Here is a 26,364-nt window from a genome sequence, read left to right as displayed (position 1 = left end):
GGAAACGTGAATTATAAACAAAAAAATATGTACGTCAAGCCATCACCACACTCTTTTTATCAGGCTTTCTTCAGCGCACCAAGACCCGAGCTACTCGCCGCTTGCCCACTTGATAAATATGGTTACTCCCGGCCACTACTTCAAGGCTACAGTTCTCAATCCGCTCACCGTCGATCCGCACGGCACCCTGCTGGATCAGCCGCAGCGCCTCCGAAGTACTGACCACCAGTCCAGCATCCTTGAGCAGCCTGGCAATCGGCAATCGGCCTTCGCAGGATTGAACCTGGACCTCAGCGAGATCATCGGGTAGGACTCCTTTTTGGAACCGCTCGATGAAGGCGGTCAACGCCTGCTGTCCGGCCCCGACACCATGAAACCGAGTCACCAGTTCCTCGGCCAGCTTGAACTTGACATCGCGCGGATTTAACCCCTCACCAGCAATCTGCCGTCGCCATTCAGCGATCTCATGAATCGGACGGAAACTGAGCAGATCAAAGTAGCGCCACATTAGATTGTCGGAAATAGACATCAATTTACCAAACATCTCGTTCGGTTCGTCGCGGATGCCCACATAATTGTCCAACGACTTCGACATCTTCTGCACCCCATCCAGTCCTTCCAGAATCGGCATAGTGAGGACGATCTGTGGCGGTTGACCGTAATGCTTCTGCAACTCGCGCCCAACCAGCAGGTTGAATTTTTGATCGGTGCCGCCCAACTCCACGTCCGCCCGCATCGCCACCGAATCGTAGCCCTGCACCAGCGGATAGAGGAATTCGTGAATGGCAATCGGCTGACCACTGGCGTAGCGCTTGCCAAAATCATCTCGCTCCAACATCCGGGCTACCGTGTGCTTGGCCGCCAGATGGATAAAATCGGCAGGTGTCATTTGATCAAACCAGGTTGAATTGAACATCACCTCGGTTCGATCAGGATCGAGAATCTTGAACACCTGTTCCTGGTAGGTCTTGGCGTTGACTAGAATCTGTTCGCGGGTCAGCGGCTTGCGGGTGACATTTTTGCCAGTCGGATCGCCAATCATTCCGGTGAAATCGCCGATCAGGAACATGACGTGATGACCGAGTTCCTGAAATTGACGGAGCTTGTTAATCAGCACCGTGTGACCGAGATGCAAATCAGGCGCGGTGGGGTCAAAGCCGGCCTTGACCCGGAGCGGTCGCCCCAATTTGATGCGCTCGACCAGTTCATTCTCTAACAGTAGATCTACCGCGCCACGGCGGATCAATTCCAGCGATTGTTCAAGCGGACACATCGTCATTCCTTGAAAAACGAAGAAAATAGCTGATTAACTCTTTTTGTTCCGATATGATACAGTTTGATTTACTTTCAACCATAAGCACAGTATCTAAAAAATGGCAAAATACTTGATTGGTTTAATGTCCGGTACCAGCATGGACGCGGTTGATGCGGCACTGGTGCGATTTACCGATGCTCCCATTCCCGATCTCACTCTGCGACATAGCCTTCCAGTGCCGATCAGTTTACGGGAAGAATTGCTGGCTGTCGCTCAGCCGGGATCAAACGAAATAGATCGCATGATGCGGCTGGACGCCGATGTGGCGCGGCTGTTCGCCCGAGCGGCTGGGGAATTGCTGGCGCAGGCAGGCTTGAAACCCAGCCAGATTCAAGCGATTGGCAGTCATGGACAAACTATCCGCCATGTTCCCGATGGTCCCGAGCCTTACACCGTGCAAATCGGCAACCCCAGCTTAATCGCCGAATTGACCGGCATCACTACGGTGGCCGATTTCCGCCGACGGGACATGGCAGCGGGCGGGCAGGGCGCGCCGCTGGCGCCTGCGTTTCATGCGGCGTTTTTCCGCACCCATGCCGAAGAACGGATCGTGCTGAACATCGGCGGCATCGCCAATATCACCCGGCTATCGGCTGACCCGGACATTCCGGTCAGCGGCTTTGATACCGGCCCCGGCAATATCCTGCTGGATGCTTGGTCCCGGCAACATCTGGGAATGCCGCTGGATGAAAATGGCGCTTGGGCGGTCAGCGGTTGCCCACTGCCGGAGCTGCTTGCTGCTGGACTGGATGATCCCTATTTTCGATTGCCTCCACCGAAAAGCACTGGCCGCGAATACTTCAATCCCGACTGGCTGAATGCCAAGCTGGCGGCGCTGCCGGACGCTCATCCCCGCGATGTGCAGGCAACCCTGCTGGAATTGACCGCTGTATCGATTGCCAACGCGATTCGCCACTATGCAGCCATGACTCAGCGGATGTTGATTTGCGGCGGCGGCGTTCATAACCGCGCCTTGATGGATCGCCTGCGGGCACGACTGGCGGGGATACCAGTAGAATCTACGGCGGTTCACGGGATTGATCCGGATTTTCTGGAAGCGATGGGCTTTGCCTGGCTGGCCAAACGCACCCTGGATGGCGTACCCGGTAATCTGCCCGAGGTCACGGGAGCAAGAGGCTTGCGGATTCTAGGGGGAATTTATCCGGCCTGAGCGGGAAGTGATCGTTCCCGCTCACCAACCGGCATTAGGAAGAGAACGATGAACCGCAACCGCAGGTGGTGGTCGCGTTGGGATTGCGAATAACGAATTGAGCGCCTTCCAGTCCCTCGCTGTAATCAATCTCAGCGCCGACCAGGTACTGAAAGCTCATGGGGTCAATCAACAGCTTGACCCCCTGCTTTTCTACCACAGTGTCACCATCGCTCAAATTTTCGTCGAAAGTGAAGCCGTACTGGAAACCGGAACACCCCCCGCCAGAGACAAACACCCGTAGCATCAGGTTCGGGTTGTGTTCCTCTTCAATCAGGCCCTTGACCTTGAACGCGGCAGCATCCGTGAACAGCAGCGGATCCTCGACCGGAGTGAAGGTTTCAATCGTAGCGCCCATGAGTCCTGTCCTCTCGCGAAAATGTTGAACGATTCTGCAATTGTTGACTTTGCAGGTCAAGATATAGTTCGTTCGTGCCTCAGCAAGCGCAATCCCAGCCGCTCGATATGTTCCCGCCACGCCAGTTTCGCCAGCCAGTCGGCGGGAATGCCTTCCATGCCCCACAGTGCGCCTGCCAGTTGTCCGGTAATCGCCGCTACGGTATCGGCATCATTGCCGAGATTGGCGGCCAGCAACACAGCCTCCTTGAATCCTGATGCCCCCGCTACGCACCAGAGTGCGGCTTCCAGGCTATGCACCACATAACCCGATGAACTGATCTGATCGCGTGATTTGTCGCGCCAGGAGCCACCGATCACCGCTGCCACTCCTGGCACCAAGTCAGAAATCATGTGGGTTAACACTTCATCCCTGGACTTGCCGTTGATCGCCAAAATCAGCAGTTCCGCATAAGCGGCACAGGCATCTATCGCCTCCGCCGCGCCGTGAGTGGCAACGCTCTGTCGACGGGCCACCCCGACGCCCGCTGCCAAGTCAGGGTGGTAAAAGATGGGTATTGGGGCCAGCCGCATCAGTGAGCCGTTGCCCGCTGTACTTGGCGAGCGGTTGCCCGCTTCGGGATTGCCGGTCTCCATAAAGCGTTGCAACGCCAGTTGCGTCGTCATGCCAATGTCGAAGCAGGTTCCGACGCAGGAATAGCGTCCCTGCCGGTACCAAGCAACAAAGCGATCCATCAGATCCTGCAAATTCAGCTCGCCGCAGTCGCAGAGCGATTCGCCGAGCGCCAGCGCCATCGAAGTGTCGTCGGTCCACTGACCCGCTTGCAGGTGAAACGGCCCGCCGCCAATCATGTCGGTCAGCGGCGGATAACTGTCACGGCGGCTAAACTCCAAGGTGGTACCCACCGCATCACCCGCCGCCAGTCCCAGAAGGCAGCCCAAAGCGCGGGATTGCAGGGTCATCCTTGCACTCGTCCAGTGGGGGAGAAGAAAAGGAACAGTGGGAATCAGGTGATCACCGTCGGCGCATCGCGCCCGGTGCGTTCGCGGATGCCGGCCAGACTGCCGGCGATCTGGATCAAATCGGCCAGCGCTTGCTGAGTATCCTGTTCATGCCTGGCTGGGTCGGGTTCGTAGGCTTCGATATAAACCCGCAGCGTCGCGCCCTCAGTGCCGGTACCAGACAGCCGGTAGACGATCCGCGACCCATCCTTAAATCCGATGCGGATGCCCTGCTTATCGCTCACGCTGTCGTCAATCGGATCGAGATAGCGGAAATCATCGGCGTAATCCACCGTGTACGAACCGAGTCGCTGTCCTGGCAAAGTTGCACTCGCGGCGCGCAGCGCGTTCACCAAACCATTGGCGGCATCGCTGTTAACCGCCTCATAATCGTGGCGGGTGTAGTAATTGCGCCCATAGATACGCCAGTGTTCGCGCACGATCTCTGCTACTGACTGCCGACGGGCGGCCAGAATATTCAGCCAGAACAGCACCGCCCAAAGTCCGTCCTTCTCGCGTACATGATCCGAACCGGTGCCGAAACTTTCCTCACCGCACAGCGTGATCTTGTTAGCGTCCAGCAGATTACCGAAGAATTTCCAGCCGGTCGGGGTTTCGTAACAGTGCAGTCCCAACTTGGCAGCCACCCGGTCCGCCGCCTGACTGGTTGGCATCGAACGGGCTACGCCGGTCACACGGGTGCGGTAACCGGGCGCCAGCGCGGCGTTGGCCAGGATCACCGCCAGACTGTCGCTGGGAGTGACGAAAAAGTGCCGACCAAGCACCATGTTGCGGTCGCCATCACCGTCCGAGGCAGCGCCAAAATCAGGCGCATCCGGCCCGAACAGGTAATCGGCCAGTTCCTTGGCATACACCAGATTCGGATCGGGATGACCATGGCCGAAATCTTCCAGCGGTACGCCATTCACCACCGTTCCCGCCGGCGCGCCCAGCCGATGTTCCAGAATCTCATGCGCATAGGGGCCGGTCACCGCATGCATGGCGTCAAAGCGCATCCGAAATCCCGATTGGAACAGCGTGCGAATCTGGTCAAAATCAAACAACTGCTCCATCAAATCGGCGTAATCACTGACCGGGTTCACAATCTCCACCCGCATGTCGCCAACCAGTGCAACACCCGGTTGGTCGAGGTCAATGTCGGGCGTATCCAGAATGTGGTAGCGATGAATATGCTGGCTGGCGGTATAGATGGCCTCGGTCACTTTCTCCGGTGCCGGCCCGCCGTTCGGGGTATTGAACTTGATGCCGAAATCCTCATCGGGTCCACCGGGATTATGGCTGGCCGACAGGATGATGCCGCCCCGGGCGTTGTGCTTGCGGATCAGGTGAGAGGCCGCCGGGGTCGAGAGGATACCGCCTTGGCCCAGCACCACATGCATACAGCCGTTGGCTGCGGCGATGCGCAGGATGATCTGGATCGCTGGGCGGTTGTAGTAACGACCATCGCCTCCGACCACCAGCGGCGCCTGATTGTAATCGGGCTGGGTGTCAAAAATGCACTGGACGAAGTTCTCCAGATAATGGGGCTTCTCGAATACTTTGACCTTCTTGCGCAACCCGGAAGTACCGGGTTTTTGATCCTGGAAGGGTTGGCTGGCGATGGTTTCGACGCTCATGAGCAGGACTCTCCTTGGTGTGTAAAATATGATTACTATTATTCAGTTGCTGCTATCAGGATAAACCCCGTGGTAGACCGGACGCCGGCACGGGGGGCAGGTTGTGGCTTTTAGATCCAGCGCAGATCGAAACAATAAGGCGTCAGCGCACCGCACGGCGGTTCCAGTGGCGGTACGCCCGGTGCAGCGTCCAAACGTTCCACCACGAAGCGCTCGGTTCGACGGACAGCCGCTTCGGCTTGATCAACGGGCAGGCCGTCGTAACCACCGCCTTGCGGTTTCCACTCATACAGCGTAACCCGCATGGCTCCCGGCTGGTCGGGATGGCTCAACACTAACTCAATGGGACCTTGGGCCTCCAGACTGGGATGCAGGCCGGCCCAGGGTTTGAAGCGGCGGTAGCGCACCCCATAGAGCCAGGTTTCCCCATCGATCTCATCCTCCCGGCGCAGCGGCAGCGCGTAACCATTCACCGTTAGCCGCCAATCTGCCAGTGCCGATTTGGCTCCGACATCGGCACCCACACTGATCTCGATCCGTGCGGTACTGGCATCCACCAGCCGCGAATGACCGTGTTCCTGCGCCAGAGCATCGCCGAGCAGCGGCCAGAATTCCAAACCCCGCCGGACGGTAAGTCGGCAGTCACCGAATTTCGCTTCACCTACCTGATAGTGGCTCTCGTCCAGCAGTTCAGCGATGATCGGTTGCCCCAAGCCCAGACCGGTGCGGGCCAATTCATCCAGCACTTCCCACAGGTCAGCCCGCAGATAATAGGGCAAGGCGAAGCGGTCGTGCAGTTCCCGACCCCAGTAACTCAGTTTGGGAGGTTGCGGTTTCTTGGTCAGCAAGGCCGCAATGGCGCGTAGCAGCGCTGCCAAAGCCGCCAGTCGTTCTGGAGTCGGCGGCATGCGGAAGGCACGGAATTCCACCAGTCCTGCCTGACCGCGCCCGGGCAGATAGGGATTCCACAGTTTTTCAATGTTGATTTCGCTGCGGTGAGTATTGCCGCCCGCGTCGGCCAGGAACGGCGACAGGCTTTGCCAGATTTGTTCCGGAGTCGGATTACGCTGGCGGTCGAGCAGGGCCAACGCCAGCGCCAGTTCCTCGACAATTTCAGCGGTGCGTTCGTCGGGGCGGGGCGCCTGGCTGGAATTGCCAACGCAATCACCGGCGAAATAGAACGAGAGCGCGGGGTGGCGGTTGAAATAGCCAATCAGCGCCGGCAGCAGGCGCGGCTCGGTCAAAAAGGGGCTGCTGTTCGGTTCAAGACCGCCTAGAGTGAGTTGGCCGCCCCCACCTGAATCGGTGATCTGGCCGTTGTAGTTCAACCGGTAGGGTGATAATCCGGCGTTGGCGGCGGCGGCGAAACTGAGGCGGGTTTCGCGCAGGAAGCCGGTTACATCCGAGGCGGGAGCCATGTTGACTTCCACTACGGCAGGATCCGGGGTCAGGGTGGTCCAAGCGACGGTAGCGTCTACCGGTGGCGGAAAACCGGTCAGGATCAGACCGGTGAATTTAGCCGCATTCGCCGCCTCGCCCACTGCCGCCAGCAATTCCAGGAACAACTCAACCTCACCGCAAGCCGGCAATTCCACGCAGGGCGCGGCGACTTCGCCCAAACCCTGTTCTGGGCCGGGCCAGCCGATACCCAGCAGGAAAATTCCCTGTTCGGCCAATTCGTCATGCAATCCGCCCGGAGAAATCGGCTGGCCGTGTGGGCTTGGGCGAGCCAATCGCGGATCCCGCACCGGGTCGGCCAGCACCGGCAGCGCGTCATGGCGAAACACAATACGCAGATTTGGGTAGCACTCGACCGTAAACAGCAGCGCGGTCCAGCCACGCACCCCGAGATGCTGGGCCAATTGTTCCCACAAATCCTCCAGCGCGCCCTCCGGCATGGAAAGAGGCGCTGGTTCCAGCAGCGGATCCACCGGGCCGGACCAGATTGGCTGGCCGTCGCGCCGCCGGTACAGACCTAAGCTCCAGCGCGGCAGTTCTTCCTTGGGGTATTGTCGGCCCAGCGTCCGCAACACCGCACCGCCGGGCGTCAGATTCGCCGCTTCGGCCAGCATCCGGCGGGCGCGGCTTTCCTTGCTGGGACCGAGCGCGTTGTTCAGCCATTCCGGCGTTTCAGCGCGGCGGTCGGTGAAAGTCGGTTCCGCGCCGACCCAAATCGCCAGTTCGTGGCGTTTGAGAAGATCGTCGTGGGAGCGGATAGCCTGCTCGAAAGCGAGGGGATGGGTTTTCATAGTGCCAGTATAGCCTGAGGGGCAAACTGGGGCGGCATTGTACGGGATTTCGCCACCCGCGAGGTAAGCATCCCCGCGAAAACGGCGTGCTGGAGCGGGGCAACCAAGATGTACGCTCAAGGATGAACCACGGCGCGACCGATGGCCCAGAGTTCGATTTCAGTCGCCCCGCCAGTTCGCAGCACCCGGGCGCATTCGGTAATCGTACTGGCGGTGGTGATCACATCGTCCATCAGTGCAACCCGCGATCCAGCTAGGGGATCACCCAACGCGAACGCGCCTAGCGGGTTGGTCTGGCGGCGGCGGGCATCCAACTGGGTCTGCGGTAGGGTATAACGCACCCGCCGTAAACCCGTGGCCCGCAGCGGAATCTGGAACCGGCGGGCGGTGGTGCGCGCTAATTCCAACGCCTGATTGAAGCCGCGCTCGCGCAAGCGCTGCGGATGCAGTGGCACCGGAACAATGCAATCCGGCAGGGAGCCAGCCCGTTCGGCCAGTGCGGCGGCAAACAGATCACCCAGCAGCCGGGCATGGGCCAAGCGTCCGCCGAACTTCAAATGCTTGATCAGCGCATCCAGTGGGGGCTGATAGCGGAAGGGCACGAAGGCACGGTCAAAGTTTGGCGGCGAGGCATGGCAACTGTCGCAGAGTCCGGTTACGCTGACTGGCAATGGTGCAGCGCAACGCGGACAGGCTGCGCTATTGCGTGGCAAATCGGCGGCGCAACCGGCGCACAGATCGCGTTCCCCCGTGCCATCGGCCCCGCACAACAGGCAAGTGGACGGTAATAGCCCTCGTTGGAGCGGGTTCCACCATGTGGTGGCTACGCTGGGCGCTGCTGATGGATAATGAGCCGGCTGTTTCGAGCAGGGTCGCATTGGGCGTCTCTCATGCCTGTTCTCAATTTTGAGGATTTCAATCATGCATCTCCTGGAACAAAGCGAAAATACCGTTATTGGCAAAATCGCGCGGGGTTCCTCCGCCAGGCGGGCAGCGACACTGATGAATTATGGCAATTTGATCGCGATTCTGGTGCCGTTTCCCCTGCTGATTTTTTGGTTCGGCGCCTCGATGCTGGTGTACGCTCTGAACCGGCATCATCCCGATCCCAGAGTGGGTCATTACACTCAGCAGGCCGCTTATCGGTTTTATGGGGTCACCGGTTTCTTTGTTGCGGTTGCCACTTTCATTCCCGGCGGCGGCTGGGTTTGGCATCTGACCGCCTGGATCGTGGCGGCGCTGATCCTGATTCCCTGGTCCATTCTCGATTTGCGCCGCATTCATCGAGAGGTGTGGGTGGACATTCCGCTGGACGACGCGGGGCATCCAGTGCCGGGTTCAGGGTTACCGCAGGGAGCGTGAGCGGGCGCACTATTGAAAAAACAGCGCGAATTTCAGTCCGCGCTGTTTCCCCATCAGTCTTTCAACTTCTCCATCAATAAATCATTCACCTGCTGTGGGTTGGCCTTGCCCTTGGATACTTTCATCACTTGGCCGACGAAGAAGGCGAACAGCTTGTCCTTGCCGGCGCGGTATTGAGCGAGCTGATCCGGATTGGCCGCGATCACCTCATCAATCACTTTCTCAATGGCGGACGTATCGGTAATTTGACGGAGACCGTGTTTTTCGATAATCGCGTCGGCATCGCCTTCGCCCGCCCACAGCGCCTCAAATACATCCTTGGCAATTTTGCCGGAGATGGTCCGGTCCTGAATCCGTCGCAACAAACCGGCCAGTTGTGCGGTACTCACTGGGCTGTCAGCAATATCGCGGTTGTCCTTATTCAGGAATGCCGCAAAATCACCCGTGACCCAGTTAGCGCACAATTTAGGCTCACCGCCCAGCGCCGCAACCACCGCTTCGTAGTAATCACCCAGTTCGCGGCTAGCGGTGAGTACGCCGGCATCGTAAGCCGACAATCCATATTGCGTCATGAACCGCTGTTTCTTAATATCCGGCAGTTCCGGCAAATCGGCGCGGGCAGCATTGATGAAGTCTTCATCCAGCACCAGCGGCAATAAATCGGGATCAGGGAAGTAGCGATAATCATTGGCTTCTTCCTTGCTGCGCATGGAACGGGTCTCGCCCTTGTCCGGGTCGTACAGCCGGGTCTCCTGCACCACTTTTCCGCCGGACTCGATCCGATCAATCTGCCGTTCAATCTCGAATTCAATCGCCCGTTCGACAAAGCGGAACGAGTTAAGATTCTTGATTTCAGCGCGGGTGCCGAACTGAGGATCGCCTTTACGCCGCACCGAAACATTGGCGTCGCAGCGGAATGAGCCTTCCTGCATGTTGCCGTCACAAATCCCGAGATAGACCACCATTTGATGCAGTTTTTTCATATACGCCACCGCTTCTTTCGCCGAGCGCATCTCCGGCTCCGAGACGATTTCCAGCAATGGCGTACCGGCGCGGTTCAGATCAATCCCGGACTGACCGTGAAAGTCTTCGTGCAATGATTTACCGGCGTCTTCTTCCAGATGGGCGCGGGTCACACCGATCACCTTGCGGGTTCCATCCTCCAGATCAATGGTCAATTGGCCTTTCTGGACAATCGGTAATTCGTACTGGCTGATCTGGTAGCCTTTCGGCAAATCGGGATAGAAGTAATTCTTACGGGCGAATACCGAGCGGCGGGCAATCTCAGCGCCAATAGAAAGTCCCAACATCACCGCCATTCGTGCCGCTTCCCGATTCAGCACCGGCAATACTCCCGGCATCCCGAGATCAATCGCGCAGGCTTGAGTATTAGGTTCAGCGCCATAGGCAATCGCGGCGCCGGAGAAGATTTTGCTCTTGGTGGCAAGCTGGGCGTGGATTTCCAGCCCGATGACCGTTTCCCATTCCATTCTTTCGCCCTACCCTGAATTTTTGAAAGCAAAGCGCCCTGACCCCGGCCCCTCTGGCGAAGGGCGAGGAGCGATTAAGCGAACGCAGCCGGTGTGCGCTGGTGCCAATCGCTGACTTGCTGGTAGCGATGGGCGATGTTCAGCAACCGATCCTCGGCAAAGTAATCACCGATGAGCTGCAACCCGACCGGGCGCTGACCGACGAAACCCACCGGCAATGAGAGGCTCGGCAACCCGGCCAGATTGACCGCAATGGTGTAAATATCCGACAGATACATAGTAATCGGATCGTCCGCTTTCTCGCCGAGGTTGAAGGCTACGGTGGGCGAAGTCGGCCCCATGATCACATCCACCTGCGCGAACGCCCGCCGGAAATCCTCGCTGATCAGGCGCCGGATCTGCTGCGCCTTCAGATAATAGGCGTCGTAATAGCCTGCCGACAGCGCGAACGTGCCGACCAGAATCCGACGTTTGACTTCGGCTCCGAAGCCTTCGCCGCGTGAACGAGTGTAAAGGTCCAGCAGGTCTTTGGGATCCTCGCAGCGGTGGCCATAGCGCACCCCGTCAAAGCGGGCCAGATTGGACGAGCATTCAGCCGGCGCGACCACATAGTAGGCTGGAATCGCCAAGTGACTGTTCGGCAGACTGATCTCGACCATCTCTGCGCCGAGTTGCCGATATTCGGCAATGGCCGCCTCGACCGCTTGAGCGACTGCGCGGTCCAGTCCTTCGCCGAAGTATTCCTTGGGCAGACCGACTTTCAGCCCGTCCAGCGGCTGGTCAAGGTGAGCAATGTAATCGGGGACGGGACGATCCACGCTGGTGGAATCACGCGGATCGAAGCCGGCCATCGCCCCCAACAGCAGCGCGCAATCCTCAGCGGTGCGCGCCATGGGTCCGCCCTGATCCAGGCTGGAGGCATAGGCAATCATGCCCCAGCGGGAGACCCGGCCATAAGTGGGCTTAATCCCGGTAATGCCGCACAGTGCGGCGGGCTGACGAATCGAACCACCGGTGTCGGTGCCGGTAGCGCCAGGCGTCAACCGGGCGGCCACTGCGGCGGCGGAACCGCCGGAAGAGCCACCGGGCACGGCTTCCAAATCCCAGGGATTGCGCACCGGGCCGTAAAAGCTGGTTTCGTTGGACGACCCCATGGCGAATTCATCCATGTTGGTCTTGCCCAGCATCACCGTGCCAGCGGCGTTGAGCTTCTCGACCACAGTGGCGTTGTAAGGTGCGATGAAGCGATCCAGCATCCGCGAGCCGCAGGAGGTGCGCACGCCATCGGTGCAGAAAATATCCTTGTGGGCGATAGGAACGCCCGTCAGCGGTCCGGCTTCGCCCCGGCGACGGCGCTCATCCGCAGCGCGGGCCTGCGTCAGCGCGGATTCGGCGGTGATAGTGATAAAAGCGTTCAATGAGGAATTGAACCGGGCGATCCGATCTAGGAACGCGCAGGTCAATTCTTCGCTGCTGAAGTGGCCGACGGCGAGGCCGGCGCTCAGTTGGGCAATCGTTTTCTCATGCATGGCTTTAGTCGCAGAAATACTTATTCGATGACTTTGGGAACCAGATACAAGCCGGCTTCGATGCGCGGGGCAATCGCCTGAAACCGCTCGCGCTGATTGGATTCGGTCACTTCATCGGCGCGTGATCGCTGCGCGGTATCCAGCGGATGAGCCATTGGCGCAACGCCCGTAGTGTCCACAGCGTTCATCTGCGCCACCAGTTCAAGAATAGCCGATAGATTGCGGGCATAAATTGGCGCATCCTCCTCACGAATGGATAATCGCGCCAGATGGGCGATTTTAGCGACTTCGGCGAGTCCCAGTGACATTGGGCAAATTCTCCTGGCTGCATGAATCAAGTCCGCTAACCCTAGCATATTTGCCAGCTTGCTCCCAACCGCCCTGCTTGTTAGGATTGGCCGCTTTTGACAACCGGGTGTTTTCAACAACATGTTCAAATGGTTGCGCGGGAAGTTCTCCAACGATCTTTCTATTGATCTGGGAACGGCTAACACGCTGATTTACGTTCGGGGCGGTGGCATCGTCCTCAATGAACCCTCGGTGGTTGCTATCAACCAGGATCCGGTTCGCGGCATTCGCACCATCGCGGCGGTCGGCACCGACGCCAAGCGAATGCTGGGCCGTACTCCCAATAACCTCTCGACCATCCGACCATTGAAGGACGGGGTGATTGCGGATTTCACCGTCACCGAGAAGATGCTCCAGCATTTCATCCGCAAGGTTCACGCTCGAAAATTCTTCAATCCCAGCCCGCGAGTGCTGATCAGCGTGCCCTGCGGCTCGACTCAGGTGGAACGGCGGGCGATCCGCGAGTCGGCCATGGGCGCCGGTGCCCGGGTGGTCTACCTGATTCCCGAACCGATGGCGGCAGCGATTGGCGCGGGTATCCCGGTCGAGGAAGCACGAGGCTCGATGGTATTGGACATCGGTGGCGGCACCTCGGAAGTGGCGGTGATCTCGCTGAATGGTATCGTCTATGCTGGCGCGGTGCGGATCGGCGGCGACCGCTTTGACGAAGCGATCATCAACTATGTGCGGCGCAATTTCGGGGTGCTGATCGGCGAACCCACCGCCGAGCGGATCAAACACGAGATCGGCAGCGCCTATCCTACCAACGAGGTGCATGAAATCGAAATCAAGGGCCGCAACCTGGCCGAGGGCGTCCCGCGCAGCTTTACTCTCAACAGCAACGAAATCCTCGAAGCCTTGCAGGAGCCGCTTTCGGGCATCGTCAGTGCGGTCAAGATGGCCCTGGAGGCGACCCCGCCGGAACTGGCCGGCGATGTAGCGGAGCGCGGAATTGTACTCACCGGCGGCGGTGCGCTGATGCGCGACATTGACAAGCTGCTGACCGAGGAAACCGGCCTGAATGTGATTGTCGCCGAAGACCCGCTGACCTGCGTGGCGCGTGGCGGCGGGCGAGTTTTGGAGCTGATCGCCAAGGACGAACGCGCCATTGACGCCTTCGCGATTGAATAAGCCCAGCGGTGGCAGCTCTCAAACCCAGCAAACGGGTCCGCCACTTGTTCATCGTCAACCCGACGGCCACCCTCCAGCTTGGACTGTGGGTCGCGCTGTCCATGGTCGTGATGACCGTGGACCATCGCTATCACACACTGGGCGGCGTGCATGATGTCCTGTCCACTGTGATCTACCCGTTGCATTATCTGACACGGCTGCCAACCGATGCCCGAAACTGGGCAAACGAGAATTTGGCGGGCCGCACCACCCTGCTGGAAGAGAACGCCCGCCTGCGCGAAAGCCAGGTATTTTTCAATGCCCAGTTGCAGAAACTCACCACCCTTGAGGCGGAAAATCGCCGGCTGCGCTCGTTGCTCGAATCGGCGGTCAACGCCCCGGAGCGGGTGCTGATTGCCGAGTTGCTGGCGGTGGATTTCGATCCGTACCGGCATCACATTCTGCTCAATCGCGGGCGCCAGCACGGCATCACTGTCGGCCAACCGGTGATCGACCAGCACGGCATTATCGGCCAGATCATCCGCGCCGATCCGTTTACCGCGACGGCGATTCTGATCACCGATCCTAACCACGCCCTGCCGATTCAGATCAACCGCACCGGCGCTCGGACTCTGGCGCGGGGTACCGGCAATTTTCAGGAACTGGAACTGCCACATATTCCCAACAATGAGGATGTGAAAATCGGCGATCTGCTGGTGACTTCCGGGCTGGGCGGACGATTTCCACCCGGCTATCCCGTGGGCACCATCAGCAAAGTCGAGTTCGATCCGGGGAGTCCATTCGCCCGTATCATCGCCCGACCGGTCGCGCAACTGGATCGGATTCGCGAAGTGATGCTGTTGGAGAATGAGCCAATAGCCACACCACCGGCGGTGGCTGGCACCGCTACAACGCCGCCGCCATGACAAGTGTTCAATCCACCGGCGGGGAAGTCATCGCTCTCAGCTTCCTGCTGGCGTTTCTGTTGGCGGGCACCCCGGTGCCGGGATGGCTGGGCTGGTTCTGGCCGGACTGGGTGGCGATGGTGCTGATCTACTGGTGCATGGCCCTACCACACCGCATCGGGATGGGCGTCGGCTGGCTGGTTGGACTCCTGGTGGATGCCGGCCGTGGTGCGTTACTGGGGCAACACGCCCTGGCGTTCGTGACCGTAGCCTATCTCACCTTGCAAACCTATCGGCGCATCCGGGTATTTTCGCCGTGGCGGCAGGCCTTCAGCGTTTTGATCTTTCTGCTCATCGAGCAGGTGCTGGTGTTCTGGATCAGCGGGGTCATCGGCTACCCACCGCGTGATGGCTGGTATCTGGCACCAGCGGTGGGCGGGATGGTGCTGTGGCCCCTGCTGTTTGTGGTGCTGCGCGATACCCGCCGCTATTTCCAGGTGAACTGAGGTGCCGGCTGGCTGACAATGAAAACTTGGCAACCGTTCACCCAACCGCCTCTGGATCCACTGCTGACCCGGGCCAAGGACAACGCCAGCGAGAGCGAGTTGTTCTTCCGGCGGGCGCTGGTGTTGGTGTTCACGGTCTTCCTGAGCTTCCTGGCGGTGGCCAGCCGGCTGGTCTATCTGCAAGTCCTCAACCACGAGCGTTTCACCACGCTGTCCGATAGCAACCGGGTCCGGTTGCAGCCGCTGCCGCCTACCCGTGGCTTCATTTTCGACCGCAATGGGGTACTGCTGGCCGATAATCTGGCCTCCTACCATCTGGAAGTGACTCGTGAGCAGGTCAAGAATCTGGACGCTACTCTGGCGGAACTGCGCGAGCGCATCGCGCTGACCGACGCCGATATTGAGCGCTTCCGCAAGCTGGCCCGGCGCAGTCCACCCTACGCGGGCGTACCGTTGCGCTTTCAGTTGACCGACGAGGAGATCGCCAAGCTGGCGATTGATCTCTACCGGTTGCCGGGGGTGGATATCAAAGCCGATCTGACCCGTCGTTACCCGCTGGGACCGCGTGCCGTTCACGCCATCGGCTATGTCGGACGCATTGACGAGGGTGAACTAAGCAGGCTCGATCCGGGCCAGTACAGTGGCAGCACCCACATCGGCAAGACCGGAGCAGAGAAATCCTACGAAGCGGTACTCCATGGCCGCACCGGCTATCAGCAGGTCGAGACCAACGCCGATGGCCGACCGTTACGAGTGCTGAGCCGCACCCCGCCCACCCCCGGACAACATATTTATCTCAGCATTGATATCCGCTTACAGGCCGTTGCGGAAAAACTGCTGGAAGGCTACAACGGCGCGATTGTCGCCCTCGACCCGCGTAACGGTGAAGTTCTGGCATTGGCCAGCCAGCCGATCTACGACCCCAACCTGTTCGTCAACGGCATTGACTTCGCTTCTTACCGTGCCCTCAACACCTCCAAGGATCGGCCACTGCTCAATCGCGCCCTGCGCGGCGTCTATCCCCCAGGTTCTACCATCAAGCCGTTGATGGCGCTGGCCGGACTGAATTACGGCGTAGTCAACCGCTACAGCGGGGTCTTCTGTCCAGGGTTTTACCGCTTGCCCGGCGTGAGCCGCAAATTTCGCGACTGGAAGCACAGCGGCCACGGTAGTGTGGACATGGATCGGGCTATTGCTCAATCCTGCGATGTGTACTTCTACAATCTGGCGCTGAATTTGGGCATCGACCGTATTCATGAATTTCTGGACCAGTTCAGCATGGGACGTCCAATCGGCATCGATCTGCCCGGCGAGAAGGGAGCACTGCTGCCCTCCCAAGAGTGGAAAAACAGGGTGCATAAGCAACCGTGGTTCGCCGGAGACACTCTCAGCGCCGGTATCGGCCAGGGCTATTTTTTGGCGACGCCGCTGCAACTGGCCCACGCGGTCGCCGTTATCTCCCAGCAGGGCAAAAATTTTGCCCCGCGCATCCTGTACGCCACTGAAGATCCCGGCACCCGGGCCAAGACCCTGGAAGCGCCGCGACCGTTGCCACCGGTCACGCTCAAGAATCCCCGCTACTGGGATGCGGTGATCGCCGGCATGATCCATGTGGTCGAGGGTGGCACCGCGCATCGCATCGGGATCGGCGCCCAATATCGGATTGCTGGCAAGACCGGCACCGCCCAGGTCTTCACTTTGGGCCAGAATCAACGCTACAGCGCCAAGAACCTGGCCAAGCATTTGCTGGATCATGCGCTGTTCATCGCCTTCGCCCCGACCGAGGAGCCGCGCATCGCGGTGGCGGTGATCGCCGAGCATGGCGGCGGCGGTAGCGCCACTGCCGCGCCGCTGGCGCGCAAGGTCATGGATGCCTGGCTGCTCGATAAATACGACGATTCCATCACCACCGGGATTCCACCCGCCCAGGATGTCCCGCCCCATGGAACCGAATGACACCGGTAAATTCCTCAAGCTGATTTATCTTGATCTACCCTTGCTGCTCGCCTTGTTAGCAGTATCGGGATTGGGGTTGATCGTGCTCTACAGTGCCGGGCAACGTGATTTGAATCTGGTGATCGGTCAGGCCATGCGGCTGGGCCTGGGCTTCGTGATCATGCTGATTCTGGCGCAGGTGCCGCCGCATTATTTCCGCTTCTGGTCACCGTGGATTTACCTGGTGGGGATTTTGCTGCTGCTGGCGGTTATGGCGGTCGGTGACATTTCCAAGGGCGCACGACGCTGGCTGGATTTGGGGGTACTGCGGTTTCAGCCCTCGGAGATCATGAAGATCGCGGTGCCGATGACGATGGCCTGGTTCTTCGGTGATAAGCCGCTGCCGCCGCGCTGGTGGCATCTGCTGGGCGGGGTGCTGGTTACGGTGGTGCCGTTCATCCTGATTGCCAGGCAGCCGGACTTAGGCACCGCGCTGGTAGTCGGCTGCGCTGGAGCCTCGGTGCTGTTCCTGGCCGGATTGAGCTGGATCGTCATGATCGGGCTGGCTGGCGTTTTGGGCGCGGCGATCCCGCTGTTCTGGACCTTCATCATGCATGACTACCAGCGCCAGCGCGTGTTGACCTTTCTGGATCCGGAAACGGACCCGTTGGGGGCCGGTTACCACATCATCCAATCCAAGATCGCCATCGGTTCGGGCGGCATCTACGGCAAGGGCTGGCTGAACGGCACTCAGTCGCACCTCGACTTTTTGCCAGAAGGATCAACCGATTTCATCTTCGCCGCGTTTTCGGAGGAATTTGGCCTGGTGGGTGGTTGCCTGTTGCTGGTGCTGTACTTCTTTATCGTCGCCCGCTGCCTGTATTTGGCCACCCGCGCCCCGGATACCTACACAAGATTGCTGGCCGGTAGTCTCACTTTAATTTTTTTCCTCTATGCTTTCGTAAACTCTGGAATGGTTTCCGGCCTGTTACCGGTGGTGGGACTGCCGCTGCCGCTGTTCAGTTATGGTGGGACTTCGCTGGTGACGATCATGGCGGGCTTCGGTATTTTAATGAGCATCCATGCGCACCGCCGGACCTCGACGCGATAATCGCCCTTGGAACAACGACGAGATGAGCGCGTGAAGAGCTTTAATCTGTTTGGAATTGCCCTGTTATTAAGCGCCTGCGCTGCGCCAGCGCCGCTTCGTCCCTCACCGGATACTCTGGTCGCCTCCAGTCCGCCTGCCGCAGCGGACACAACCTCCGTCGCTGATCCCTCCCCCGCGAACGCCGGAAAGTCGCTGGCAAGCCGGGCTGATGTGCAGGCGTTCATTCGTGAAATGGCTACCCAACACCGTTTCAACGCGGCGCAATTGCAAGCGGTGTTCAGCCGCGCCTATGCCAAGCCTGACATTATCACCGCCATGTCCCGCCCGGCTGAAGCCAAACCCTGGTATGACTACCGGACGATCTTCGTCAATCCCAAACGAATTCAAGGCGGAGTAGAGTTTTGGCGGGCCAACGCCGCAGCACTGGCCCAAGCTGAACAGGTGTACGGGGTACCGCCGGAAATTGTGGTCGCCATCATCGGCGTGGAAACCCAGTACGGCGGCAACATGGGCAAATACCGGGTGCTGGAAGCATTGTCTACGCTGGCGTTCGCCTATCCCCGCCGTGCGGCCTATTTCCGCAAGGAACTGGAAAACTACCTGCTCCTCACCCGCGCTGAGGGCATCGATCCCCTCGCCCCGCGTGGTTCCTATGCTGGAGCCATGGGACTGGGGCAGTTTATGCCCAGCAGCTTCCAGTCCTTTGCGGTGGACTTCGACGATGATGGTCACCGCGATCTCTGGCGCAACCCGGGTGACGCCATCGGTAGCGTCGCAAATTACTTCAAGAAAAACGGCTGGCGCAGCGGGCAACCGGTCGCTGTACCGGCATCAGTGAGCGGCACGGCCTATCCCGCCCTGGTCAGCCGCCAAGTGAATCCACCCCAATCCAGCGTCGCCCGTCTGCGCGCCCAGGGAGTGATTCCCGAAGCGCCCGTCAGCGACGCTCAACCCGCGATGTTGTTGGAATTGCAGGGACGCGACCGTTCGGAATACTGGCTGGGCTTCGACAATTTCTACGTCATCACTCGCTACAACCGCAGCCTGTTGTACGCCATGGCGGTGTACCAGCTCAGCCAGGAAATCCGCGAGCGCTACGCTCGATCCTCTGCCGGCGCCATGCCGGAACATTCGACTCGCATTGCTCGTATTGAGTGAGTCATCCTGAAAATCCACAAAAATTGCACCGATCCGGCGCGCCCTCGGCGTGCCCTCCGGTGGAAGGGAGGTGTTTTTATGGCGAAATCTTCTTGGAGCCACGCATTGGTTTGGGTGTCATTGGCGGGCGCGCTTGCGGGTTGTAGCACCGTTCCTGACCATCCACAGTCGGCGAACCCGCTGCCGGTCAGTTCCTCGGACACGGCCACAAGCAGCGATGAACCGATCCCCAAGGTTGAGTCGCCCAGTCGCTCCGGCAATCCCGATACCTATGTGGTATTTGGCCGGCGCTACCGGGTCAAGGAAACCAGCGAAGGCTATCGAGAGGAAGGCATCGCCTCCTGGTATGGCTGGGAATTTCACGGTCGCAAGACCTCCAGCGGTCCGCTGTTCAACATGTTCGAGCTGACCGCCGCCCACAAGAGCCTGCCGCTTCCCACTTATGTGCAGGTGACCAATCTGGAAAACGGCCGTCATATTGTCGTCAAAGTGACTGACCGAGGACCTTTCGTCGGCGAACGGGCCATTGATTTATCTTATGCCGCCGCCGACCGGCTGGGCATGCTGGAGCAGGGCACCGCCCGAGTCGAAATCGCCGCGCTGGCGCCGTATCAATCCTTGCCGCTGCTGGCCGCCCGTCGCGCCGAGCAGCGGGAACTGCTGGCCAGCCGCCAGGATCGCCCAGAACCGATCATTAAACCCGCTGCTATTCAGTTTGCCCGGGCCATGCCCGCCCGCCCGACGGCGCAGGCGCCGGGTAAACCGCCGGCGCAGGTTCTGGCGCGGGTGGAACGGGAAAAGGCGAAGAAGTTACTGGCTCAGGCTCAGGCTCAGGCCAAAACCTCGACGCGGTTGGCGCTGGCTAATGGCGAGCGAGGCAAGGCTAAACCGCAAACCCAGCCGCCGGTACGGTTAGCGTTGGCGAACGTGGAACACAACCCGCCGAAGTCAGCGGCGAAAACTGCGGGCGCAAAACCCTTGGCCAAGGCTGAGATTGATCGGAATCCAGTGCGCCCAGCTCTCCGACTGGCATCCGCCGCGCCAGCGTCGAAAGGCAGGAACATCGTAGAGGAGCGGCAGACGCCGACGGCGACCGGCAACCAGAAGGGCAAGCCTGAACCAGCACGGAACATCGCTGGACGGAGCGATGCTCACCAGCCAAAGCGTAATGACGGGGCGGTTAATGCAGGCCAGCGCATCACACGGGTAGAAACCAGCGCGAGCAACCGCCCGGAACCGCGTAATGCCAACGAGTCCCGGCAAGCGACTTTGCGGCTGGCCAGTTCGCGGATCAATCGCCCACGGATCATCGCGGATTGAAGCCCTGACGCCGATCACGCCCCCTTACCAAGGCCATACCACCGCCTTGCCGCCATCTTGCGAGCAAGGCGGTTTGTTTTTGGGCGGGACTTGTGGCTAGAATCACCCGTTCCCGTTTGCAACCATGGAAGAACGTCGCGATATGCCGCTGCTCACTCTGAACCGCACTCTTTTTTTACCGCTGCTCGCGTTGGCCCTGCTGGCGCTGAGCGGGATCGCTGCAAACGCCGAATCTATTCCACCCCCCCCTCAAGTGCCGGTGCGTAGTTATGTCCTGATGGATTACCAGAGTGGCAACCTTCTGGCGAATCTGAAGGGTGACGAGCGGATGGAACCGGCCAGTATCACCAAGCTGATGACCGCCTATGTCGTCTACAAGGCCCTGAAAACGGGCAAGATTCATCTGAACGATCAAGTAACCATCAGCGAGAAAGCCTGGCGGACGGCCGGTTCCAAGATGTTCGTTAAAGTGGGCAGCCAGGTGCCGGTGGAAGACTTGCTGATGGGCATGGTGGTGCAGTCCGGTAATGACGCTACTGTGGCGCTGGCCGAGCATGTGGCCGGTTCCGAGGAAACCTTCGCCAAGCTGATGAATCAGGAGGCGGAGCGGCTGGGGATGAAGAACAGCCATTTCACTAACGCGCCGGGCCTGCCCGACGCTAATCACTACATGTCCGCCCACGACATCGCTCTTCTGACCCGGGCGCTGATTCAGGACTTTCCCGATCAGTATCCTCGTTATTCAGTACGCAGTTTCAAGTACAACAATATCGAGCAGCAGAACCGCAACCGGTTGTTGCTGACCGATGCCTCGGTGGATGGCGTCAAAACCGGCCACACCGAATCGGCGGGCTACTGTCTGGTGTCCTCGGCTAAACGCAACGACACCCGCCTGATCGGAGTGGTTTTGGGCGCAGCAAAAGAGAAGGAACGCTTTCAGGCCAGCCAGGCGTTGTTGAACTACGGCTTCAGTTTCTTCGAGAGTCGCAAGCTGCACGACGCCAACACCCCTATCGTGACGGCCCGGATTTGGAAAGGACAGGCCAACCAGTTGCCACTGGGCGTGATCCAGCCGCTGTATGTGACCGTACCTAAGGGGCAAGCGCCGCAAGTCAGCACCACGACCACGGTACAGCCGACCATCATCGCGCCGGCGCAAAAAGATCAGCCGTTCGGCGAAATCGTCGTCAAGCTGGGCGATCAGGAAGTGAGCAAGACGCCGCTGGTTGCGCTTCAGGATGTGCCGGAAAGCGGCTGGTTCGGACGGATGATTGACGCGATCCTGCTGTTCTTCCATTCCCTGTTCAATTGAAAGCAGCAGTCATTGAGAGGCGTCTGGCATGAGCGATGAGTCGCTATTGCAGTTTCCCTGCGATTTTCCGATCAAGGTCATGGGTGCAAGTGATCCGGGGTTCCGGGCGCTGGTGGTTGAACAGGTGCTACGCCATGCGCCCGATCTGGACGATGCCCAAGTGCGGGTGCGTGCGAGCAGCGCTGGCCGCTATCAGTCGGTGACCGTGATCGTTCATGCCCGCGACCGCGCTCAGTTGGACGCTATCTACTGCGACCTCAGTGGGCATCCGCAAATCAAGATGGTGCTGTAAGCGCGTCAGTCATGACTGCGCCAATTCCCCGCTCCCAACCGCTCTGGTTTCGCCGCCTCGGTCACTGCGAATACGCTCCGGTATTTGCCGCCATGCAGACCTTCACCGCCTCCCGCAACGCCGATGCCCCGGATGAACTGTGGCAGGTCGAACATCCCCCGGTTTTCACCCAGGGCTTGGCCGGCAAGGCTGAACACCTGCTGAGTCCGGGCGAGATACCCGTCATTCAGGTGGATCGCGGCGGTCAGGTGACGTATCACGGTCCGGGACAGGTTGTCCTATATTGCCTGCTGGACGTGCGGCGACTGGGTTTTAGCGTGCGAATGCTGGTCACGGCGCTGGAGCAGGCGGTGATCGATCTGCTGGCCAGTCATTCTATTGCCGCCCACACCCGGCCTACCGCACCGGGGGTTTATGTGGAGGATGCCAAGGTGGCGTCGTTGGGGCTACGCATCCGCCAGGGCCGCTGCTATCACGGCCTTAGCCTTAACGTGGACATGGATTTGGAGCCGTTCAGCCGGATCAATCCCTGCGGTTATCCCGGTCTGCGCGTCACCCAATTGCGCGACTTGGGCGTTCATCTCTCGCCCGCCACCGCCGCTGAAGAACTGCTGCCGCACCTCGGCCAGCACCTGGGCTATAGCTGCTTTGGCTGGGTGGAGGGATTGCCCTGAACCACCGGACAATCCGGCCACAGACGGCGCGGAATTTGCCTTGGAATCTGCAACATCATCCAACCAAGGAAAGAGACATGACCCAGGCAAGCGGCGAGCAACAGCATTGCGGGTGGGCCGCATTGTGCGGTGGACTGCTGGCGATAGTGCTGGCGCTGGTCGGCGCAATAGCGCAGGCGGAATCATCGCCCACTGTGGCCCAGGTGTTTGATCTGCTGGCGCGGGCTGAGCAATGGCAGTCAATAAAGCCGCTGGATTTCCTGCCGGGCCGGTCGAACGATAAGGCCGACGCCCTGACCCGGCTCAGGGCGGATTACGTTCGGACGCCGATCTATTTTGAACCGAACGTCGGTCAAACAGCCCAGGACGTCAAGTTTTTGGCGCGGGGGGCGGGTTATGCGCTGTTCTTGACGGGTGATGAGGCGGTGCTGTCCCTGCGTCCCAGCCGACCGACGACCGAACCTGCAGCAGCACCGATGACGCCCGGCGCGGTGATTCGTACCCGGCTGGAGGGAGCGGCCCGCAATCCCGCACCGCAAATTGAAGGTCTGGAGAAGCTGCCCGGCATCAGCAATTACCTCTTGGGTAATGACCCGGCGAAGTGGCGCACCAACGTCCCGCATTATCAGCGGGTGCGTTATGCAAACGTCTATCCGGGCATTGATTTGATGTATTACGGCAACCCGCAGCAACTAGAACATGATTTCATTGTGGCCCCCGGCGCCGATCCGGCGATGATTCAACTGGCGATCAGCGGGGCGGAACGGGTGCGGGTTAATGCTGAAGGGGACTTGGTGTTGACAGTGCCGGGCGGCGAGGTGGTGCAGCAAGCGCCCCGGATTTATCAGGTCACTGACGGTCAGCAACAGCCGGTCGCCGGGCGCTATGTGCTGCGCAATTCGGAAGCAGCGGCGACTACGGTGAATATTGCGGTCGCCGATCCGATGTTTGAGCCGCTGCGAGTCGGGTTCGAGGTGGCGCACTATGACCCGAAACAGCCTTTGGTCATCGATCCGGTGCTGGCCTATTCCACCTTCCTGGGCGGGATCAAGGAGGATTACGCCACCAGCATCGCCGTTGATGATAGCGGTTTTGCCTATGTGACCGGCGCAACCACTTCCTCGCTGGATTTTCCCATTACGGTAGGAGGTTACCCGAATAGCACTAATACCAAACAGGATGCTTTCGTCTCCAGATTCAATTTTAACCTGTCTGGCGTTGCCAGCTTGCTCTGCTCCACCTATCTCGGTGGTTCCAGCGATGACAAAGACGATATCGGCTATGCCATTGCGGTGGACGACATGGGATTTGCCTATGTCACTGGCACGACCGCTTCGGCAAACTTTCCTACTGTTGGTCCGGGTACGCTCAACGGCGGCAAGGATGCGTTCATCGTGGTGCTGAACACCAATTGTGATCTGTCGTTTTCAACGTACTGGGGCGGAACCAAGGATGATGAAGGGCGGGGCATCGCGGTGCTTCAGTCGTTGATTTATGTGACGGGCTACACCAGTTCCAATTTCAGCGATGGCTTTCCACTGCAAAACCCGTTTCAACCCGCGCTGCTCGGTGGAACCGATGCCTTTGTCAGCGTGATCGATACCGGCGGCACCTTGTATTATTCCACCTATATGGGCGGAGCCAAGGATGACAAGGGCGCAGCAATAGCTGTGGATAACCTCGGCCACATTTATCTCACTGGTTCCACCGCCTCGACCAACTTTCCGGTGACGGGTCTGGCTTTTGACACCACGCTTGGCGGCAGTCTGGATGGCTTTATCGCCAAAATTGACCCCTTTTCATTTCCAGCCCCCAACGGCAGGTATTCACTGCTTTACTCCGCCTATTTGGGCGGGAGTGGCGCGGACAGCGGGGCGGGCATTGCGGTGGATTATGATGGACATGCCTATGTCACCGGCAGCACCGCGTCCTCCAATTTTCCGATGACGCCTAATGCAGCACAGAGTAATTACGCAGGCAACGGAGACGTTTTTGTCGCCAAAATCGATCCAGATCCGACCTTGGTTGGAATGGATTCGCTGCTTTATTCCACTTATCTGGGCGGGAGCGGCGCAGACAGCGCAGCCGGGATCGCGGTCGTCCCTAATTCTCCTGCCCCGGTGTCCACTTATGTCACCGGCGCAACGGCCTCCGCGAACTTCCCGGTTACCGCTGATGCGATGGACAAGACCTTGGGCGGAAGCGGCGATGCGTTCGTCGCGCAGCTCAATGATACCGGCAAGGCATGGCTTTATGTGACTTACCTGGGCGGGAATAACGGCATTGACAGCGGTGCGGGGATTGCCGCCAGGGCCAATGGCGTCTATCTGGCCGGCGTAACAAACGCCAATGACTTTCCCTTCACCCCTAATGGCTATTACCCCATCAACAACAATGTTAAGGATGCGTTTGTCGTCAAGCTGGAGGGAGGCGTCATTTTGACGGTAACCCCGATAGGATTGGGAACCGTAAAGAGCAATGTCACCGGAATTAATTGCGGTACTGACTGCACAGAAACCTATGTCACTGGCACGCCGCCTGTTTCTGTTATGTTGACCGCAGCCCCTGTTAGCGGGTGGGCCTTTGCTGGCTGGAGCGGAGCCTGTAGCGGCGCGGGAACCTGTACCGTCAGCATGACCGCAGCCAAAACGGTCACCGCCACTTTTACCCAATACTTTGCAACCGTCGGCGTGTTCCGCGATGGCGGCTGGTATCTCGACGATAACGGCAACGGAATATGGGATAGCTGCTCTACAGACTTGTGTATGAGCTTTGGCCAAGCGAGCGATTTGCCGATAGTGGGCGACTGGAATGGCAGCGGCAACACCAAGATTGGCGTATTCCGCGCGGGGGGCTGGTACCTCGACTACAACGGCAACGGAATATGGGACGACTGTTGTTTCACCAGTTTTGGCCAAGCGGGCGATTTGCCGATAGTGGGCGACTGGAACGGCAGCGGCACGACCAAGATCGGCGTATTCCGTCCGAGCGCGAATGCTTTTTACCTAGACTACAACGGTAACGGTGTTTGGGATGGCTGCGGTTCCGGCCTCGACCGTTGTTATACGGGCTTTGCCCTGACCGGCGATTTACCCGTAGTCGGCGATTGGAACGGCGACCATAAAGCCAAGATCGGAGTATTCCGTAACGGCCAGTGGTTCTTGGACGCCAACGGTAACGGCGTGTGGGACAGCGCTGACCTGAGTCTGAGCTTTGAGGTAGCCGGTGATAAGCCGGTCGTGGGTGACTGGAACGGCAGTGGCACAGCCAAGATCGGGGTGTTCCACAGCGGTACTTGGTACCTCAACTACAACGGTAGCGGTTTTTGGAATGGTTGCGGTATCTCGGCTACAACAGACCGCTGCTACTTGGGCAGCTTCGGCGCGTCTGGCGATTTGCCGGTAGCCGGTCATTGGTAACGGAATCACACTCTGGTCAGCCTCGCCTCGGCGGGGCTTTTTTTGCAGGGCGCGAAAACGCCCTGCGCTTGATGCCACTCCTACCATTCACCCCTGGGGCAACATGGGCAAAGTCCAGTAGGG

At 59.4% G+C, this 26,364-nt stretch carries 22 protein-coding genes; 13 read left to right on the top strand and 9 right to left on the bottom strand.

The genetic code is table 11. The annotated features are described in order from the left end of the window. Positions 1 to 70: 70 nt before the first annotated feature. On the bottom strand, positions 71 to 1,273 hold the full coding sequence (gene tyrS / locus BN874_RS09170; protein WP_034432258.1) for a tyrosine--tRNA ligase: 1,203 nt from the start codon (positions 1,271 to 1,273) through the stop codon (positions 71 to 73). Between the two features lie 100 nt (positions 1,274 to 1,373). Here tyrS and BN874_RS09165 point away from each other — a divergent pair, with 100 nt between their 5' ends. Beyond that, entirely contained in the window at positions 1,374 to 2,486 is a 1,113-nt protein-coding gene (locus BN874_RS09165) for an anhydro-N-acetylmuramic acid kinase (RefSeq protein ID WP_034432256.1), read from the top strand. A gap of 34 nt (positions 2,487 to 2,520) precedes the next feature. Here BN874_RS09165 and erpA read toward each other — a convergent pair whose 3' ends face one another. The 5 genes from erpA to BN874_RS09140 form a co-directional block, all read right to left on the bottom strand. Next, the gene (gene erpA / locus BN874_RS09160) at positions 2,521 to 2,883 is read right to left on the bottom strand and encodes an iron-sulfur cluster insertion protein ErpA (RefSeq protein WP_051497636.1); all 363 of its coding nucleotides are present in this window, start codon (positions 2,881 to 2,883) and stop codon (positions 2,521 to 2,523) included. 56 nt (positions 2,884 to 2,939) lie between these two features. Then, positions 2,940 to 3,845: an ADP-ribosylglycohydrolase family protein gene (locus BN874_RS09155; RefSeq protein WP_034432254.1), complete on the bottom strand. Its 906-nt coding sequence runs from the start codon at positions 3,843 to 3,845 to the stop codon at positions 2,940 to 2,942. A gap of 44 nt (positions 3,846 to 3,889) precedes the next feature. Beyond that, on the bottom strand, positions 3,890 to 5,521 hold the full coding sequence (locus BN874_RS09150; RefSeq protein ID WP_034432252.1) for an alpha-D-glucose phosphate-specific phosphoglucomutase: 1,632 nt from the start codon (positions 5,519 to 5,521) through the stop codon (positions 3,890 to 3,892). 110 nt (positions 5,522 to 5,631) lie between these two features. Next, a complete protein-coding gene (locus tag BN874_RS09145) occupies positions 5,632 to 7,770 on the bottom strand; it encodes a transglutaminase family protein (RefSeq protein WP_034432250.1) in 2,139 nt (712 codons plus the stop codon). A gap of 116 nt (positions 7,771 to 7,886) precedes the next feature. Then, a complete protein-coding gene (locus BN874_RS09140; RefSeq protein ID WP_051497635.1) occupies positions 7,887 to 8,648 on the bottom strand; it encodes a ComF family protein in 762 nt (253 codons plus the stop codon). 43 nt (positions 8,649 to 8,691) lie between these two features. Here BN874_RS09140 and BN874_RS09135 point away from each other — a divergent pair, with 43 nt between their 5' ends. Then, positions 8,692 to 9,132, top strand: a complete 441-nt coding sequence (locus BN874_RS09135) for a hypothetical protein (protein WP_051497634.1) — start codon at positions 8,692 to 8,694, stop codon at positions 9,130 to 9,132. A 53-nt stretch (positions 9,133 to 9,185) separates the two neighbouring features. On the opposite strand, the gene gatB is transcribed toward BN874_RS09135, so the two are convergent. The 3 genes from gatB to gatC all read right to left on the bottom strand — a co-directional run bounded on the left by gatB (position 9,186) and on the right by gatC (position 12,459). Then, entirely contained in the window at positions 9,186 to 10,622 is a 1,437-nt protein-coding gene (gatB, locus tag BN874_RS09130) for an Asp-tRNA(Asn)/Glu-tRNA(Gln) amidotransferase subunit GatB (RefSeq protein ID WP_034432246.1), read from the bottom strand. A 74-nt stretch (positions 10,623 to 10,696) separates the two neighbouring features. Then, entirely contained in the window at positions 10,697 to 12,151 is a 1,455-nt protein-coding gene (gene gatA, locus BN874_RS09125; protein WP_034432243.1) for an Asp-tRNA(Asn)/Glu-tRNA(Gln) amidotransferase subunit GatA, read from the bottom strand. Positions 12,152 to 12,171: 20 nt separating this feature from the next. After that, positions 12,172 to 12,459 carry an Asp-tRNA(Asn)/Glu-tRNA(Gln) amidotransferase subunit GatC gene (gene gatC, locus BN874_RS09120; RefSeq protein ID WP_034432240.1) on the bottom strand — a complete coding sequence of 96 codons (288 nt, stop codon included), beginning with the start codon at positions 12,457 to 12,459 and terminating at the stop codon, positions 12,172 to 12,174. A gap of 121 nt (positions 12,460 to 12,580) precedes the next feature. Here gatC and BN874_RS09115 point away from each other — a divergent pair, with 121 nt between their 5' ends. The 11 genes from BN874_RS09115 to BN874_RS09065 all read left to right on the top strand — a co-directional run bounded on the left by BN874_RS09115 (position 12,581) and on the right by BN874_RS09065 (position 26,241). After that, positions 12,581 to 13,630 carry a rod shape-determining protein gene (locus BN874_RS09115; protein WP_034432237.1) on the top strand — a complete coding sequence of 350 codons (1,050 nt, stop codon included), beginning with the start codon at positions 12,581 to 12,583 and terminating at the stop codon, positions 13,628 to 13,630. Positions 13,631 to 13,638: 8 nt separating this feature from the next. After that, positions 13,639 to 14,535: a rod shape-determining protein MreC gene (gene mreC / locus BN874_RS09110; RefSeq protein ID WP_230314379.1), complete on the top strand. Its 897-nt coding sequence runs from the start codon at positions 13,639 to 13,641 to the stop codon at positions 14,533 to 14,535. Then, positions 14,532 to 15,020, top strand: coding sequence for a rod shape-determining protein MreD (gene mreD / locus BN874_RS09105; RefSeq protein ID WP_034432234.1), 489 nt, complete (start codon positions 14,532 to 14,534; stop codon positions 15,018 to 15,020). Before mreC ends, mreD begins: the two co-directional genes overlap by 4 nt. A gap of 18 nt (positions 15,021 to 15,038) precedes the next feature. Then, the gene (gene mrdA / locus BN874_RS09100; RefSeq protein ID WP_051497633.1) at positions 15,039 to 16,976 is read left to right on the top strand and encodes a penicillin-binding protein 2; all 1,938 of its coding nucleotides are present in this window, start codon (positions 15,039 to 15,041) and stop codon (positions 16,974 to 16,976) included. Beyond that, positions 16,963 to 18,066 carry a rod shape-determining protein RodA gene (rodA, locus tag BN874_RS09095; RefSeq protein ID WP_081756262.1) on the top strand — a complete coding sequence of 368 codons (1,104 nt, stop codon included), beginning with the start codon at positions 16,963 to 16,965 and terminating at the stop codon, positions 18,064 to 18,066. Before mrdA ends, rodA begins: the two co-directional genes overlap by 14 nt. Before the next feature lie 30 nt (positions 18,067 to 18,096). Further along, positions 18,097 to 19,224 carry a lytic murein transglycosylase B gene (mltB, locus tag BN874_RS09090; RefSeq protein WP_051497632.1) on the top strand — a complete coding sequence of 376 codons (1,128 nt, stop codon included), beginning with the start codon at positions 18,097 to 18,099 and terminating at the stop codon, positions 19,222 to 19,224. A gap of 78 nt (positions 19,225 to 19,302) precedes the next feature. Further along, positions 19,303 to 20,544, top strand: a complete 1,242-nt coding sequence (locus BN874_RS25540) for a septal ring lytic transglycosylase RlpA family protein (protein ID WP_051497631.1) — start codon at positions 19,303 to 19,305, stop codon at positions 20,542 to 20,544. Positions 20,545 to 20,668: 124 nt separating this feature from the next. Continuing rightward, positions 20,669 to 21,856, top strand: coding sequence for a D-alanyl-D-alanine carboxypeptidase family protein (locus tag BN874_RS09080; RefSeq protein ID WP_230314378.1), 1,188 nt, complete (start codon positions 20,669 to 20,671; stop codon positions 21,854 to 21,856). 28 nt (positions 21,857 to 21,884) lie between these two features. Continuing rightward, complete coding sequence (locus BN874_RS09075; protein WP_034432229.1) at positions 21,885 to 22,148, top strand: YbeD family protein; 264 nt, start codon at positions 21,885 to 21,887, stop codon at positions 22,146 to 22,148. Positions 22,149 to 22,159: 11 nt separating this feature from the next. After that, positions 22,160 to 22,822 carry a lipoyl(octanoyl) transferase LipB gene (lipB, locus tag BN874_RS09070; RefSeq protein ID WP_034432226.1) on the top strand — a complete coding sequence of 221 codons (663 nt, stop codon included), beginning with the start codon at positions 22,160 to 22,162 and terminating at the stop codon, positions 22,820 to 22,822. A gap of 77 nt (positions 22,823 to 22,899) precedes the next feature. Beyond that, entirely contained in the window at positions 22,900 to 26,241 is a 3,342-nt protein-coding gene (locus BN874_RS09065; RefSeq protein ID WP_034432224.1) for a DUF7948 domain-containing protein, read from the top strand. Positions 26,242 to 26,364 lie beyond the last annotated feature (123 nt).

This window comes from Candidatus Contendobacter odensis Run_B_J11, from assembly GCF_000531125.1.
Classification (GTDB): Bacteria; Pseudomonadota; Gammaproteobacteria; order Competibacterales; family Competibacteraceae; genus Contendibacter; species Contendibacter odensensis.
This window is presented reverse-complemented; position numbering and strand designations above follow the sequence as displayed.